This window comes from Luteolibacter sp. AS25 (genome assembly GCF_046736275.1).
GTDB lineage: Bacteria > Verrucomicrobiota > Verrucomicrobiia > Verrucomicrobiales > Akkermansiaceae > Luteolibacter.
In genome coordinates this window covers 2,879,401-2,894,524 of record NZ_CP151837.1, presented here as the reverse complement: position 1 = coordinate 2,894,524, position 15,124 = coordinate 2,879,401, and the positions used below count along the sequence as shown (strand labels likewise).

The window sequence follows — 15,124 nt, the reverse complement described above, 5'->3', positions numbered from 1 at the left end:
ACAATTTTTACTCCCATGGGAAAAACACTGATTATTGCAGAAAAACCGTCCGTCATGAATGACCTCTCCAAGGCTCTTGCAAAGGAGTTGGGGAAATTTGAAAAAGTAGGATCAGGGCGGGATATTCATTACGAGAATGACGATGCGATCATCACTTCCGCAGTGGGCCATTTGGTCGAGCTACGGATGCCAATGGGGCCGAACGGCAAGAAACTACCTTGGAAATTCGACGTTCTTCCGGCAATTCCCGAGAAGTTCACTCTCGATCCTATCGAGCAATCCGAAGCCAAGCTGAAAAAGGTTCTGCGCTTCGCGAAACGCAAGGATGTGGACATGATCGTAAATGCTTGCGATGCCGGCCGGGAAGGTGAGCTGATCTTCCGCTACATCATGGAAATCGGTAAAATCGAAAAGCCTGTAAAACGCTTGTGGATGCAGTCGATGACCACCGGAGCAATCGTTTCCGCATGGGAAAACCTCCGCTCTGACGAGCAAATGAAGCCACTGGCTGACGCTGCGAAGTGCCGCTCCGAGTCCGACTGGCTGGTGGGTTTGAACGCGACCCGGGCTTTCACCTGCTTCAACTCACGCCACGGCGGCTTCAATATTACGGCCGCAGGTCGCGTGCAGACTCCCACACTTGCTATTCTCGCGGCACGCGAAGAGGAAATCCAGGCATTCAAATCCGAGCCGTACTTCGAAGTTCATGGAACGATGACCGTGAAATCCGGTGAGTATCTCGGAAAGTGGATCGATACCACTTTCAGGAAATCCGAAGACAAGCCGCACGGAAAAGCCGAGCGGATCTGGGATCAGGAAATGGCCCAGTCGATTGTAGATCGCTGTGCCGGGAAAACAGCGGAGATCTCCGAAGAGAAGAAATCCAGCAAGCAGATCCCACCGCAGCTTTATGACCTTACCACCCTTCAGCGGGAGGCTCCTTTTTCCGCAAAAGGCACGCTGCAGATTGCGCAAGCACTTTACGAGAAGCACAAGGTGCTGACTTATCCTAGGACGGACTCGCGTTATCTTCCTGAGGATTACGTGGCGGATGTCCGGGAAACCATGGGCAAGATCGCCAGCAGTGATATGGATGTGGCTGGCTACGCGAAAGCTGTGCTTTCCGGGAAAAGTGAAAACGGACCGAAGCTCCACGAATCAAAGCGTATCTTCAATACCAAGAAGGTTTCCGATCACTTTGCGATCATCCCGACAGGTAATACCGCCAAGCTCTCCGATACGGAGCAGAAGGTATACGATATGGTGGTGAAACGCTTTATCGCGGTTTTCTACCCTCACGCGGAGTTCGAGCAAACGACCCGCCTTTCCACCGTTTCCGAAGGTGGAAACAAGGATGTATTCAAAACCGAAGGCCGTGTGCTTGTGGTTCCGGGCTGGCTGGAGGTCTACGGGCGCAAGCCTGGCGTAGCCGCCGGCAAGGACGGACTTGTTGGAATCGAGAAAGGTGAGACCACCAAGGTTGATCCGATCGAGCTCATCCACGAACAAACACGCCCGCCGGCACGTTTCACTGAATCCACACTCCTCTCCGCGATGGAGGGTGCAGGAAAGCTCCTGGTAAACGATGATGAACTGCGTGAGGCGATGTCAGAACGAGGCCTGGGCACACCGGCTACCCGTGCGGCAACAATCGAGGGATTGATTTCACAGAAATATCTTCTGCGGGACGGTCGTGACCTCCATGTAACTCCATCCGGCCTCCGTCTTATCCAGTTGGTGAGGCAAATGGAGATCGAGGGACTCTACTCTCCGAAAATGACCGGTGATTGGGAATATAAACTCCGCCAGATGGAGCAAGGTGCACTGCAGCGCCCTGCCTTCATGAAGGAGATTATCCAATACACCAATGACATAGTGGAAAAAGCACATGCATTGGCCGAGGAGGCTAAGAATAAGAAATTTTCCGATGTGGAAGTGGAACATCCGATCCACGGCACGCTTGTTCTGAAGCAGACCGATGCGACCTACGAATCCCGTGATCCGGAATTGCCCATCAAGATCAAGAAATACATCGCCGGGCGTCCACTTTCTGAAGATGAGCTGAAAACTCTGATGAACAAAGGTATCGTCGGGCCGCTTCAAGGCTTCAAGTCACGCTTCAACAAGCCGTTTGATGCCTCGCTACAAATCGATGAGAAGTTCAAGACCCAGTTCCTCTTCGAGGGTGAGGATGACAAAGCTCCGGAACTGAACGAGGATATGGTAATTGGCACTGCCAAGACTCCGGAAGGGAAAGAGCACAAGGTTTTCGGAACAGACAAGGCCTATTATGTGCCGGATATCGTGACGAAAAAAGATCCACACGGAGTCCGGATCGGTAAGGTGATCCTCCAGCGTGAAATTCCCGAGGATCAGGCATTGAAGCTGATCTCCGAAGGTAAAACCGATCTGTTGCGTGGCTTTATCTCAAACCGCACCAAACGGAAGTTTGATGCGCACCTCACCTTTGACCTTAAGGCAGCCAAGATTGGCTTTGATTTCCCACCTAGACCGGTAGCAAAGAAAGCCGCCAAAAAGGCTGCGAAGAAAGCGGTAAAGAAGGCCGCTAAAAACGCGGAGTAGAAAGCTCAACGGTGGTGAGGACTATTCCATAGCCTTCACTGCCGCGACTATTGCCGGGTCCTGCCACTTGGAGAGTTCCTCCAGTTGCTCGGTACCAAGAGAGGAAACTCTCCCCCGTCTGGAGAAATTTTCGCGATCCTTTCCGGTAAAGTTTATCTGTATATCGGGTTTGATGCCCTTGAGGTGTGGTGTATTCCCTGAAGGGGTGTGATACGTGGCTATGGTGAGGCGCAATGCCGTGTTTCCGCCCATCGGAACGATGTTCTGGACGCTGCCTTTCCCGTATGATTTTTCACCAATTACAGTGGCGCGCTTGAGATCGTGTAGAGCACCGGCGGTTAGTTCCGATGCGGATGCGGAGTTCCTATCGATCAGGACGCAGATTTTGTAATCACGTTTGCGGCGCTGGCGTGCAGGTGTTTCCAGAAACTCTTCGGCTTTTCCCCTCTCGCGTACGGATACTACCTTCGTGGAAGGAGGGAGGAAAAGCCCGAGGATACGAACCGTCTGGTGGAGATCGCCACCGCCGTTTCCGCGTAGGTCCAGAATCAGGGAAGCCATGCCGTTGTCCTCTAGTTCATCGAGGGCGGACTCAACCTCGCCTGCGCAGTTCGGGCCGAACTGAGCGAGGCGTAAATAGCCTGTGTCCGGATGGTCCTCGAGTGGAGCAGAAACGATGAGTGAACGATTCTCAACATAGCGATGGATAACTGTGAGCTTCAATTCCCCGGGCCGTTCGGGGTCCGATAGGGTAAGTGTGGTTTTTGCGCCGGGTGCGCCGTTGAGGATGGCCAGGGCGTCAGTAAGGGTGAGGTTTTGAGCAGGGGCTCCATTAATTTCGAATAGAGTGCTGGATACTGGAATTCCGGCAGTTGCCGCTGGGCCATGTTTCTCGATCGCAGCGATGAAAATTCGTTCGGAGTCTCTTCCTAGACTAAGACCCAAGGAGCGGACTTCGTTATCGAGGCTGCCGTCTTTGTCGACCAGCTGTTGCATTTCCGGATAAATGAAGGAGGAATGCGAATCGAGGCTTGAGAGCATACCATCAAGGGCATGATTGATCATGCGATCGTAAGTGACCTTTTCAACGTCCGGATGCCGTGCTCTGGCGGCTTCAAGAACTTCCACAAAACGTTCCAGGGCGGGGTAAGCGGCATCATCCGGGTCGGATGGCTTGATTTCCGAATACGAGGAAAGGGTGCCTAGGAGGAAAATGGCGAAAAGTCTCATTTCAGACCGTTTACCAGTCAGCGTGGTGATGAGGGAGGAAATAATTTAGCGAAAAGTGCCGTTGGAAAGGACTATCCAGGAACCAACCCGCTGGAGACTCGCACAAAAGGCGAAGTCATCCAGCGGGTGGCTTTTGGATAGCGGGGCCGAAGCCCCAATATTCTCCCCCCAGAGAATAATATTTATATTGCATGCGATGTGCCAATCGTGGATTTAAACCTTAAGTGGCTGAATATCAGGCACTTAAAATTTAAGGAGATCAAATGATCTACTTTTCCGTGAAATTTAGTGTAACTTTTGCATGATTGATCATGCATTTTGTGCGAACATGCAGGGTTCGGCTTGGAATCCTACTTCAGGCCATGACGGCCCATCAAATTATATACGGAACGCTCTGAAATACCCAGCTCGCGGGCTGTTTTTGCCTTGTTCTTGCCGGTCCGGATATACGTTTGGATAAATGCTTCGCGTTCAATCTCGTGGAGAGTGAGCCCCGGTTCCGCGAAGATTTGCGCAGTTTGAGTGCTGCTGGGAGGAGAATCGAGCAGATCGATCACATCTTCCGCTTCAATCACGCTTCCTTCCGAGAATGCTGTGGCGCGTTCGAGAACATTTTCCAGTTGGCGGATATTTCCCGGCCAGTTGAAATTCTGAACGGCTTCCAGTGCCGCGGGGGTGAGTGTCCATGTGTCCGTGCCACGATTTGCGGCGATCTTGGATAGAATCCTGGAAATAATGGAGGGAATGTCCTCCTTCCGCTCGCGGAGTGGGGGAATATGGAGCTCGATGATATTGAGGCGATAGTAGAGATCTTCACGGAATGATCCTTCCGTGACACGGGAACGTAGGTCCACGTTGGTTGCAGCTATAACCCGTGCGTTTGTCTTGAGTAGCCGATTGCCTCCAATGCGGAAGAATTCACGGTCCTGCAGGACGTTCAAAAGTTTTGGCTGTAATTCGGAAGGAAGGTCTCCGATCTCATCAAGGAATATGGTGCCTTCGGAAGCTTGTTCAAAACGGCCTATTCTACTGCTGGAAGCTCCCGTGAAGGCACCTTTTTCGTGGCCGAAGAGTTCGGTCTCCAGAAGTTCACGGGGAAGTGCCGGGCAGCTGACTGTTATGAAACTTTCCGAAGAGCGATCGCTGAGCTGATGGATCTGGCGGGCGATGTAGGTCTTCCCGGTACCACTTTCTCCTGAGAGTAGGATCGTGCTATTCAGCTTGGCTGCTTTTTGAAGCTGCCGGAAGAGCACCTTCATTCGGGGGCTGGATGTTTCCAATGAAACCTTTCTGGTGTTGTTCTTCGCCGGTGCCTTCGTTTTGCTGGCTGTGGATCTATTGTTTACCGATTCACGGAGAAGCTCGAACAACCGATCGATCTCGAAGGGTTTTGTAAGGTAGTCGGTGGCGCCTGCCTTCAGGGTTTGAACAGCGGTTTCCGCATCGTTCGTGCCGGTAAGCATCACGATTGGGACGCCGGGAAATTTATTGTGAAGTCTACCAATGGTATCGATGCCATCGATCCCGGGTAGGCCTAAATCGAGGACTACCGCTTCGATATTGGCATCGATGATTTCCAGTGCCTCGTGTCCGGATCCGGCGGTTATTGGACGCCAGCCATTTTCCTTCGCCGCCATGCTGAGCAGGCGGAGAATTGTTTCATCATCATCGACGAGTAGGAGGTTCGGTTTTGACTGGGACACGAGTAGGTTTCCTGGGTTTTTTCCAAAGAAAATTTAGATGTGGGCGGCTAAATACTTTCGAGACTGATTTGGTTTGTTTTTTGAACGGGTCGAGTGAATTGAGAGGGGTAGGAGGGACACTGAGATGCGGACGCTAGAGGGCGTTTCGCACGGCTTCCAGCAAACATTTTGCTTTAAACGGTTTTTCCAAAAAGTATTTGACCATTGAGGTGGGAGATTGCGTGCTGATCGCGTTTGAGGTGACTCCGCTGATGCCAATGATTGGGATGGAAGGGTTTGCAGCCAGGAGCCTCCGGATTACTTGGGTGCCATCCATTCCTGGCATCATGATATCGGTGATTACGAGTGAAATATCGTGAAGCTTTCGTTCAAATATCACGATTCCTTCCATGCCGGATGACGCGCAAATGGTCTCATATCCGTTTTCCCGGAGAGTCTTGCTGATGACATTGGAAATGGACGGTTCATCGTCAATGATGAGGATAATCTCTCCGTTTCCCGATACCTGGGTTTCCTGGTCCGTCGGATTTTCCGCGAATACCACTGATTCGCGGAGGGCCGGGAGGAATACGTTGAACGTGCTGCCCTGTCCCTGGCTGGAATTTGCCTGGATGATACCTCCGTGACTTTTCAGGATTCCCAAAACGCTGGAGAGGCCGAGGCCAGTGCCCTTCCCTGTCTCCTTCGTGGTAAAAAATGGGTCGAAAATTTCGTTGATGATTTGCGGAGCTATACCCTCCCCGTCGTCGGAAACCCTGAGGCGGATATGTGGTCCGGCATTGATGCCGAGCATATTTTTCGCCGCTTCCTCGGTGATTTTGAGATTTACGGCGTTGATGCTAAGAGTGCCGCCGTGTGGCATAGCGTCCCGGGCGTTGACGCAAAGATTCAGCAGCACCTGGTGAAGCTGTGTGCTGTCTCCAATTATATTCCAGAGGTCCTGCTGGATATTGGTCCTGAACTTGATGGCTTTCGGGAATGTATCACGGACGATCGGTTCGAGCTCTTCGATGACCTTTTCCACGGCTACGCGAGCTTTTCTGCCTTCGATCCCGCGGGCGAAGGAAAGAACCTGTGAGATCATGCGTGCGCCACGAGCTGCACTGTTGGTGATCATTTCCAGAAGTTCCGTGCCCCGCGGGTCTGAAATGGTTTTCCGCAGGAGTTCTGCCGACATGGTGATCGGTGTTAGAACGTTGTTCAGGTCGTGGGCTAGCCCACCTGCTATCGTTCCAATGGATTCGAGCCGCTGGGCTCTGAGGAATTGCTGTTGAAGTTGTCGATGCTCGGTAACGTCGGTGTTAATGATCAGTATCGACTGGGGCTTTCCTTCTGAATCAAGGACCAGGTTCCACCTGCTTTCCACGTAGATGGCATTTCCCTGACGGCAGATTTGTCTGAGTTCCCCCAGCCATTCACCTTCACGTAGCGTGCCTTCGTGGAAGATGTCGTAGGTTTCCGTATCGAAGTGTAGTAGTTCCCTCGCTGATTTTCCTAAAATTTCGTTCTGGGTGTAGCCGTAGAGGCGTTCCGAGCTTTTGTTCCAGAAGAGGATTTTGTGATCGAGATCACATGTGAAAATGGCATCGCGGGCCTTGTCCAATAATGAGGCCTGATTGCGTATCCGGTTATCCGATTCTTCACGTGCCATTTCCGAAGCCGCGCGCTCCGCGAATATCCGGAGGATTGAGCGAATCAGCTCGGGATCACTGATTTCCTTTTCAAAAAGCACGGAGAGGATGCCGACCGGTTTTGCCTTCTGATCCACGCAAAGAGCTATGCCGGCGTAAGCTTCAATCTTTTTCTCTCCGAGAAAAAGGTCTTCAGGAAATAACTCGGCAACGTTGTCCGTGTAGAGGCAGGCTTGCTTTTCAGTCACCTGATAACAGGGGGTGCCGTAAAGATCGTAGGTAATGTTTTCCTGGATTTCCCCGTCGAGAACATAGGCTCTGGTCGTGATTTGAAGACCGGATTCAGTCATTTTCCCGATGCTTCCGAGCTTCGCACCAAGCGTATTGACCATGTCCAGGGTGAGTTGCTGGTAGAAGTCCTTGCCATATTCTCCTGATACGGTTTTCGCGACTTTGATAATGCTCTCCTGAGTGAGCTGCTGCCTGACCCGCTCACGGATGGAGATGATGCCGAAGGCGAGGTTATCGGCGAGTTCCTGGAGAAGTGCTTCTTCGTCTTTACCGATAGCGTTTTGAATCCCCGAGCCAAGACCGAGGTATCCGAAGCATTTTTCGTCGGTCTTGAGTGGAAGGAAAATGAGGCTTTTTATGCCGTTTCTTACTGCGTCGTCCTTCCACAATGGCACGGGATAAATTGTGTTGATATCATGGCATGAAACGGCGGTCCCGGTGCGTAGAACCTGGGCTCCGGGTCCGCGACCGTTTTCGCGATTCTCGTCATAGCTGAAATGAGAACCGGTGAATGTATCCCGGATCAGGCCGACCTGGGCCGCAGGGATTATTTTCTTTTCCGGGGTGTTGTCTCCGTATGCGACGAGAGCGGCGCGGTAGCCTCCGATTTCCGTCGCAATATGGCAGATGTCATCAAGAAGCTGTGCCTCATCGGTAGCGCGGATGAGGATTTTGTTACAGGAACTGAGCATTTCAAAAGCTCGGTTGATCACCGTCAGGTCCACTTGGGTATTGCGGTGATCGGTAATGTCGGACATCCCGCCGACCATACGGACGGCCTTTCCGTGGCCATTGAAAAAAATCCGCGCCTGGTCCAATACGTGGGCGATACTTCCATCTGTCCTTAGAAATCGATATTCCTCTTTCCAGAAGGTCTTCTTGCCGATGGATGCCGCTTTCAGGCTCTGCGAAACCCGGTCCCTGTCATCTGGATATATTCGGCAGACCCATTCATCGAAATAGGGTCCTAGATTTCTACCTTCATACCCGAAAAGTCTGGAAAACTCTTCGTTCCACCAAACCTGATCGCCAAGGATGTCCCAATCCCAGATGGCATCCGTGGTTGCCGAGGCCACGGAGCGAAAGCGCATGTCGGATTTGGCTACCTCTTCGTCGGTTTCGTATTTCTGAATAGCTAGGGCGATCAGACTGCTGAGGTCATCTCCACGGCTTATTTCCTCATGATGACCCAAGTGTGCCTCGTGGTAAAATGCGGTGAGGATCGCGATTACCTCGGCATCTTTCCCGAAAATGGGGGTGGTCCAGCAAGCCCGCACTCCTGTCTTTTTCGAGAATTCGTGAAACATTTCATATTCTGGATCAGCCGGAATATCCTCCACGGAAACAGTCCTCCGCTCATTGATGGCTTTTCCGCAGGTTCCGTCTTCAGGTTGAACGTGAACTTGCCGTAATTCTTCTATAAATTCATGGGGTATACTCGGGGCCGCAGCGAGATGTTTGGCGGATGGGTAATTTCCGTTTATACGAACAATAGCGCACCAGGTTTGAACCGATGAAATATCTTCCACAAGCAAAGCGATCCGGTCGAACACTGCGGAAAGCGGTGCCGAGCTCACAAGCATTTTCAGTATCTCCGCATGCGCGCGATGGAAGTCATCACTGTGCATAATCCTGCCATGATGGCCTGATCGAGGCTTGGAATTGGATTCTGGAGCCATACCAGATAAACCCTACCGATAGATCGTCAGTGACTCAAGCTAAAGGCGTGGGAGCGAAAGGCCGAACACTGCTCCATCACGCCCATCGGCGCGGGAACCGCATGAGAGCTTTCCATGCATTGATTGCGCAAGGCGCTTGGAAAGGGCCAATCCCAGGCCTACGCCGGGTTTGGTTTCCGCGGCCTGTTTTGCAGACTTGTGAAACGGCCGGAAGATTCTCACGCATTCTTCCTTTGAGATTCCGGGGCCGTTGTCGGATACCCCGATGTAGACACGTTTTTCTGAGACCTCGGTAGTCAGCGATACCGCCGGTGGTGAGGAGTTCGCGGCGTATTTCGCAGCGTTGTCGATAAGATTAAAAAGTATGTGCTCAAGAGCCGATGAGTCCAGGGTGAGGCGGACGGGAGTGCCAAGGTTGTATTCAAGATTGAGGTTCGCTGCCTCCAGGCGAGTGGAAAACCGCTCACGGAAAGACTCCAGAAGTTGATTGAGATCAAGCTCCGCGAGGTTGCTGCGGGCACTGCCACGCTCCATCTTTGAGAAGGAAAGGACGTTTTCCACCAAATGGGAAAGGCGGTCCGCCTCCCGGGAAAGGACGCTGAGATAGGTGTGCATCTTCTCCTTTTTCACCGCTCCTTCGTTCAACATATCCGAATAAAGGCGGAAGGTCGTCAAAGGGGTGCGTAGTTCATGCGTGACTGCGGAAACGAAGGACGCCCGGCGTTCGCTTAGCTCCATGATTCTTGAGATCAGGAAAAATGCAGTAATCAGGGCAACAATGGCCGCCAGCCAGCCGACGGCCAGAGATACCGAAATTGTGCGTGGAATGGATGCTGACGTTATTCCCAGCGTGCCGGGAAGGAGCTTGAAGGGGAAAGAGGCGAGGACGAAGGAATCACCACTGGAGGTGGGGGCTGCTTCCAGCCTTGCATCAGGCAGGAGCGGCGATGCTTCACTCAGGAGGCGTTGGATGATTGCCTTCTCATCAACTAAACTGCCTTGGAGAAACCTCCGGTTGGAGACGCCTTGGCGGATAAGGAAAAGGGAATCCTCGAAGCGTGCGGCCTTGAATTCGCCGACAGGGTTTTCGTTGTCCTGTGCAATAGGAGGAAGAGGGGCGGCATCAGCGGCACCTTCCATCTGCGGTTGGATGGCGGGAACCGGGGGAGGGATGGGTGCGGGAGCTCCGTAATTCTTCCGCTGGACGGCTACCGCGCTATCCAGCCGTTCGGAGCGTTTCCGTTTCTCCGCTAAATTCGCTGTCTCCTGGGTCATGGAGTCCCCGCGGACCTTGAGATTGGGGGATGATTCTTCCTCCGCATTGATTTCCAGGATCTCATCCTGAGCCTTTTTCTCAATGATGGCTGAGACGTAGGCTGAGGCGAGCTTTGGCAAGACCGAGCCGATGAAATCCAATGATTCAGGTTCCCCGTTTCCGCGGATTGCGGCTCCGTCAGGTGTTTCGAACCGCGCAGTTACGGGCAGTCTGCTTTCCGGATCCTTGAGGAAAAGTTCAACAGGTATAAGGTTCTCCTCAAGAAGCAGTGAGGTTCCAAGCGAATCCATCCGCCAGAGGCTAAGGCGCACGCGCTCCTGTAGTTCGGCGCGAATCTCGGCATTGGAGCGCTCATACTCAGTTTTGATGACACTACGGGTCAGCCAGAGCATTGCGGCGAGCACGAGGCAGGCGCAGCAGCCGAATGCGATCCATATCCATTTAGAGGATTGTAGTTGTGGACGCCAGTTCATGTTGATTCCTCCGGACGAACAAAGCGGTAACCTTTGCCGCGCTCAGTGATAAAGCATGCGGCGATGTCCGCTCCGAGTTTTGAGCGTAGGTGGGCCATGTGCATGTCGATTGTGCGTGTTTCCACTCGTTCGGGGTCGAGATTCCAGACCTGTCTGAGTATTTCCGGACGGCTCACGATGCGCCCGCGGCTATCGATCATATAGCGGAGCAGGGAGCATTCCTTTTGGCTGAGATCCATCTGTGTCTTATCGGGGAAAATGACGCGACCATCGTTGAGGTCGAGCGTGGTTCCCTTTATTTCGCAGATTGCCGCTGGTGAGGGGCGCTCGTGCGTGCGGCGAAGAACGGCGTCGACCCTGGCGAGAAGTTCTTTCATACTAAAGGGTTTAACGACGTAGTCATCCGCCCCGCCGACGAGTCCGCTGACGCGGTCCTGCTCCTCTCCACGGGCGGAAAGCATGATGACGGCCTGCCCCGGGCGGGACTTTTTCAATTTTTCAAGAATCTCGAATCCCGAAGGTCCGGGCATGACTATGTCGAGAAGGAGGAGCCGGTAGTTCGCCTGCAGCGCCAGCTTCATACCCTCGTGGCCGTCGGCAGCTTCAAGTGTTTGATAGCCGGCGTATTCCAGCGTATCGACGATTCCAACTCGAACGGCGGGGTCGTCTTCGATTACCAGAATGGTGGGTGAGTCGATCATCGGTGTGGTGAAAATGTAGTTACTGGGAAAGGGGAGTAAAATCAAATCAGGGGAACACGCCTCTTGGACATGCTCCCCCGACTCTTAGCAATGAGGAGAATCAATCCTCAAATTTGTAGCCGAGCTTTGCCGCCTGGCTGCGCGTGGCTGAGATCATTGCCTGATCCAGGGTTTTGCTTCCGTCTTCGGCCAAATCCTTCATGGCCGCAGCGATGTGGTCTTCTCTTTCCGCATTGAGTGCCTTGATTTCGGATTGGATCTGCACACGCTTTTTAGCGGTTTCCGCAATGTAATTTTTGCGTTCTTCCTGATTCATTTCCTTCATTTCATCCGGAAGTTCCTCGGTTTTAAGCTTCGCTGGATCGATTTTCTTTTCATTGATGGCATCCACGAGATCCCATGAAGCGTTCGAGTAGTTCTGGCTGGCCTTGGTGATTGCGCGTTGGACGCTGGCTCCCGATTTCTTGTTGGCCAAAGCGTCCTTATCGGCTTCTAGTTGATTCTCTTGGGCCTCTTCACGCAGCCTGCCGTAGCCCAGATAGGTTTCATTGAGTTTGCTGCTAAGTTCCGCGATTTTCTTGTCCTGTGGCGCGTCGATGTGTGCGATTGCTTTGTCCTGATCGATGACGAGGAAATCGCCACCGGCCAGAGCTGCGGCTTCATGCCATGATCCGCTGATTCCCGCTTGGCGCCCGCCACAGTGGATGGAGTTGATGGTGATTCCTTTTTCCAGTGCATCCTTGCTGACTGGGCGAAAATCTACTCTTCCTTGGGTGAAAGGCTCATTGCCTGCGATGAAGATTGTTTTGTAAGTGGATTTGTTTTTATCCCAGGAAAGATCACCCAGCGCTCTTTGGATCACGGCGCCGCAGTATTCCTCGCCTCCGTTTGTTTTCAATGCGAAGAGTTTGCGGCTGATATCGTCGAGATCGCGGGACATCGGGCTGACCATCCGGATCCAGTCATTGCCCACAGCATTATTATTATTTCCATATTCGTAGAGTGCGACTTCCACGAAGGGAGCTTTCCCGTCCCGCTCCGCCTCGATGAACGTGTTTACAACCTTCCAAAGCTGGGTCTTGGCCTGATCGATGAGGCCGTCCATGCTATTTGAGGTATCGAGCAAAAGCGCGATTTGGATTCGATTTTCGCCATCCACGGTTATATCCGGTGCTGGAATTACGGCGGGATCCGGATCAATTACAGGTTTCGCCACGCATGGTTGGAGGCAAAATACGGCAAGAGCGGCGGTGGATATCAGGTAATGTTTTTTCATGACTATTCTTTTCTACCTGCTTCTTGGGTTTCCGTCCGTAAAGGGGGTGTAAATTGATGAGTTGGGAGAAAATTGCGCTTTTCGGGAGAGAAATCAGGAAAAGAACAAGTTTGGGCTTGCATTGAAACTCTCATCGGGTATCTACCGCCCCCCGAATTATGGCTAAGAAAAGTTGGATCGCCCGCAATAAGCGCAAACAAAAGACCGTCGAAAAGTATGCTGACCTCCGTCACAAGCTGAAGGCTGAGAAAGACTACGTAGGTCTTTCCATGCTTCCACGTGATGCCAGCCCAACCCGCGTGGTTAACCGCTGCGAGATCACAGGCCGTCGCCGTGCATTTCTTCGTCGCTTCCGTCTTTCCCGTATTACTTTCCGCGAATATGCTTCTGCTGGATTGCTTCCGGGTGTGACGAAGTCCAGCTGGTAATAAAATACCTCTGGAATCGGCCCGAAAGCCGCTTTCAATAACGTGGGACGGTAACTACCCGTACCCGCGTTCTAATAATGCCAATCTACGAATACGTCACTGAAGCCCAAGAAGATCCTGAGCGATCTTGTAGGATTTGTCGTCGTGGATTCGAGCTTAGGAGGCCTGCAGATCGTGAGGCACTTGAGAAGTGCCTGATCTGTAAGAACCCTGTGAAGAAAAGAATTTCGCAGGTAAACACTCCTCGCGTTTCAAAACCAATGTCGGTGTCTGATGCCAAAAAGGCCGGTTTCACGGTCTTGGAAAAACGTGACCAAGGAGTATATGAGAAGCTTTGATCTTCAATTGGTGGATTTTTCTCCACTTGCAGTTGTCTTGGGCAAGGCCGGGGCCATCAGCCACGAGTTCCCTACAGCAACGGAAACGGTCCTCTATATTCTGGGGATCACGTTCTTCCTATTGCTCAACGCGTTTTTCGTCGCTTCGGAATTCGCAATCGTAAAAGTAAGACCTAGTCAACTGGAGTCCCATGGTGCGGAAACTGGTGCGGATACCGCACGGGCGGTTTATGTGGTAAAGCATCTCGATGGCTATCTCTCTGCAAACCAGTTGGGGATCACGTTCTCTTCACTTGCCCTTGGTTTCCTCGGTGAGCCCTTTGTGACCGCACTGGTTTCACCTGTCCTTGCACAAACCGGAATGCCCGAGCGGGCTATCTATTGGATCTCTCTGGTGATTGCCTACGCTTCATTCACTTTCCTACACGTCGTTGTGGGAGAATTACTCCCAAAATCCCTCGCAATCCGCAGGGCCCTGGGGACGACACTTGCTCTGGTGGGGCCGCTTCATGTGTTTTACACCACGTTTTATTGGGTCATCCGATTTTTCCAAGGCACCGCGAACTGGCTCTTGAAAAATATTTTTCGGATCGATCCGATTAGTGAAGGGGAGCACGTGCATTCCGCCGAGGAGCTTGCGATTCTCGTTACACATTCGGGTAAATTCAAGGAAGTGACCGATACCGAGCGTGAAATCCTGATCAATGCCCTTGAGTTGAACGAACTTTGGGTCCGCGATGTGATGACGCCGCGGAACGAGGTAGTTGTGCTGGACGCAGACGAGCCTTATGAGAAGACGCTAGACGTCGCGCTGCGGAGCAAACACACGCGTTTCCCGTTGGTGAAAGGTCATTTGGATCAGGCAATCGGACTAATCCACATCAAAGACTTGTTCCGTTTCATGAATGATCCGGACCCGGACCTCATGAGAGTGAAGCGGGAGTTGAAAATGGTGCCGGATACGATGCCACTGGATAGTCTTTTAAGGTTTTTCCTCGAAGAACATGCCCACCTAGCGATGGCGGTGGATGAGTTTGGAACACCTGTCGGGGTAGTCTTCCTCGATAACGTGATGGAAGAGCTGGTAGGTGATATTCAGGATGAATTTGATAACGAGCATTCATCTTTCATGAGGGTCAATTCAGGTGAATTCGTCGTGGAAGGTTCAACGACATTGAATGATCTCGAAGGTTTTGTTCCGGAACTTTCGCTGGAGAGTGGCGAGGTTACTACTGTAGGCGGTTACGTTACCCAGCAATTGGAGCGTTTCCCTGACGTTGGGGAAACTCTGCAGATTCTTGGTTATGAAGCGAAAGTAACCAGTACCGATGGACGCCGGGTCGGCCAAATCCATTTCCGGAAGCTGAAAGACGACGAAGACAGCGACGATTCGGGCGAGCTGATTGCTGATTCTGCCACCTGAAGCGGCTGATCATTGCATCTAACAGGTGTATGTTGCGTATTGCACGGAATCTGACAGGATCCTAAAGATCCTAGGATTAACTGCTGACTTTA

The 15,124-nt window shown here is 52.2% G+C and carries 10 protein-coding genes; 4 read left to right on the top strand and 6 right to left on the bottom strand.

The window, feature by feature from the left end:
• Positions 1–15 precede the first annotated feature (15 nt).
• Positions 16–2,583 (top strand): DNA topoisomerase III, encoded by a 2,568-nt coding sequence (gene topB / locus AAGA79_RS13320; RefSeq protein WP_411826300.1) that lies wholly within the window; start codon positions 16–18, stop codon positions 2,581–2,583.
• Between the two features lie 21 nt (positions 2,584–2,604).
• On the opposite strand, the gene AAGA79_RS13315 is transcribed toward topB, so the two are convergent.
• The 6 genes from AAGA79_RS13315 to AAGA79_RS13290 all read right to left on the bottom strand — a co-directional run bounded on the left by AAGA79_RS13315 (position 2,605) and on the right by AAGA79_RS13290 (position 12,843).
• Positions 2,605–3,813: a S41 family peptidase gene (locus AAGA79_RS13315; RefSeq protein ID WP_411826299.1), complete on the bottom strand. Its 1,209-nt coding sequence runs from the start codon at positions 3,811–3,813 to the stop codon at positions 2,605–2,607.
• Between the two features lie 350 nt (positions 3,814–4,163).
• Positions 4,164–5,516: a sigma-54-dependent transcriptional regulator gene (locus AAGA79_RS13310; protein ID WP_411826298.1), complete on the bottom strand. Its 1,353-nt coding sequence runs from the start codon at positions 5,514–5,516 to the stop codon at positions 4,164–4,166.
• A 133-nt stretch (positions 5,517–5,649) separates the two neighbouring features.
• Positions 5,650–9,066, bottom strand: coding sequence for a PAS domain-containing protein (locus tag AAGA79_RS13305; RefSeq protein ID WP_411826297.1), 3,417 nt, complete (start codon positions 9,064–9,066; stop codon positions 5,650–5,652).
• 90 nt (positions 9,067–9,156) lie between these two features.
• Positions 9,157–10,866 carry a sensor histidine kinase gene (locus AAGA79_RS13300; protein WP_411826296.1) on the bottom strand — a complete coding sequence of 570 codons (1,710 nt, stop codon included), beginning with the start codon at positions 10,864–10,866 and terminating at the stop codon, positions 9,157–9,159.
• Complete coding sequence (locus AAGA79_RS13295) at positions 10,863–11,567, bottom strand: response regulator transcription factor (RefSeq protein WP_411826295.1); 705 nt, start codon at positions 11,565–11,567, stop codon at positions 10,863–10,865. The genes AAGA79_RS13300 and AAGA79_RS13295 overlap by 4 nt, the downstream gene beginning before the upstream one ends.
• Before the next feature lie 100 nt (positions 11,568–11,667).
• Positions 11,668–12,843: a VWA domain-containing protein gene (locus AAGA79_RS13290; protein ID WP_411826294.1), complete on the bottom strand. Its 1,176-nt coding sequence runs from the start codon at positions 12,841–12,843 to the stop codon at positions 11,668–11,670.
• Positions 12,844–13,001: 158 nt separating this feature from the next.
• On the opposite strand from AAGA79_RS13290, the gene rpsN reads away from it, so the two are divergent.
• From rpsN to AAGA79_RS13275, 3 genes are all read left to right on the top strand, one after another.
• Complete coding sequence (gene rpsN / locus AAGA79_RS13285; protein ID WP_411826293.1) at positions 13,002–13,271, top strand: 30S ribosomal protein S14; 270 nt, start codon at positions 13,002–13,004, stop codon at positions 13,269–13,271.
• Positions 13,272–13,348: 77 nt separating this feature from the next.
• Entirely contained in the window at positions 13,349–13,609 is a 261-nt protein-coding gene (locus tag AAGA79_RS13280; protein WP_411826292.1) for a zinc ribbon domain-containing protein, read from the top strand.
• The gene (locus tag AAGA79_RS13275) at positions 13,596–15,032 is read left to right on the top strand and encodes a hemolysin family protein (protein WP_411826291.1); all 1,437 of its coding nucleotides are present in this window, start codon (positions 13,596–13,598) and stop codon (positions 15,030–15,032) included. Before AAGA79_RS13280 ends, AAGA79_RS13275 begins: the two co-directional genes overlap by 14 nt.
• Positions 15,033–15,124: the final 92 nt, after the last annotated feature.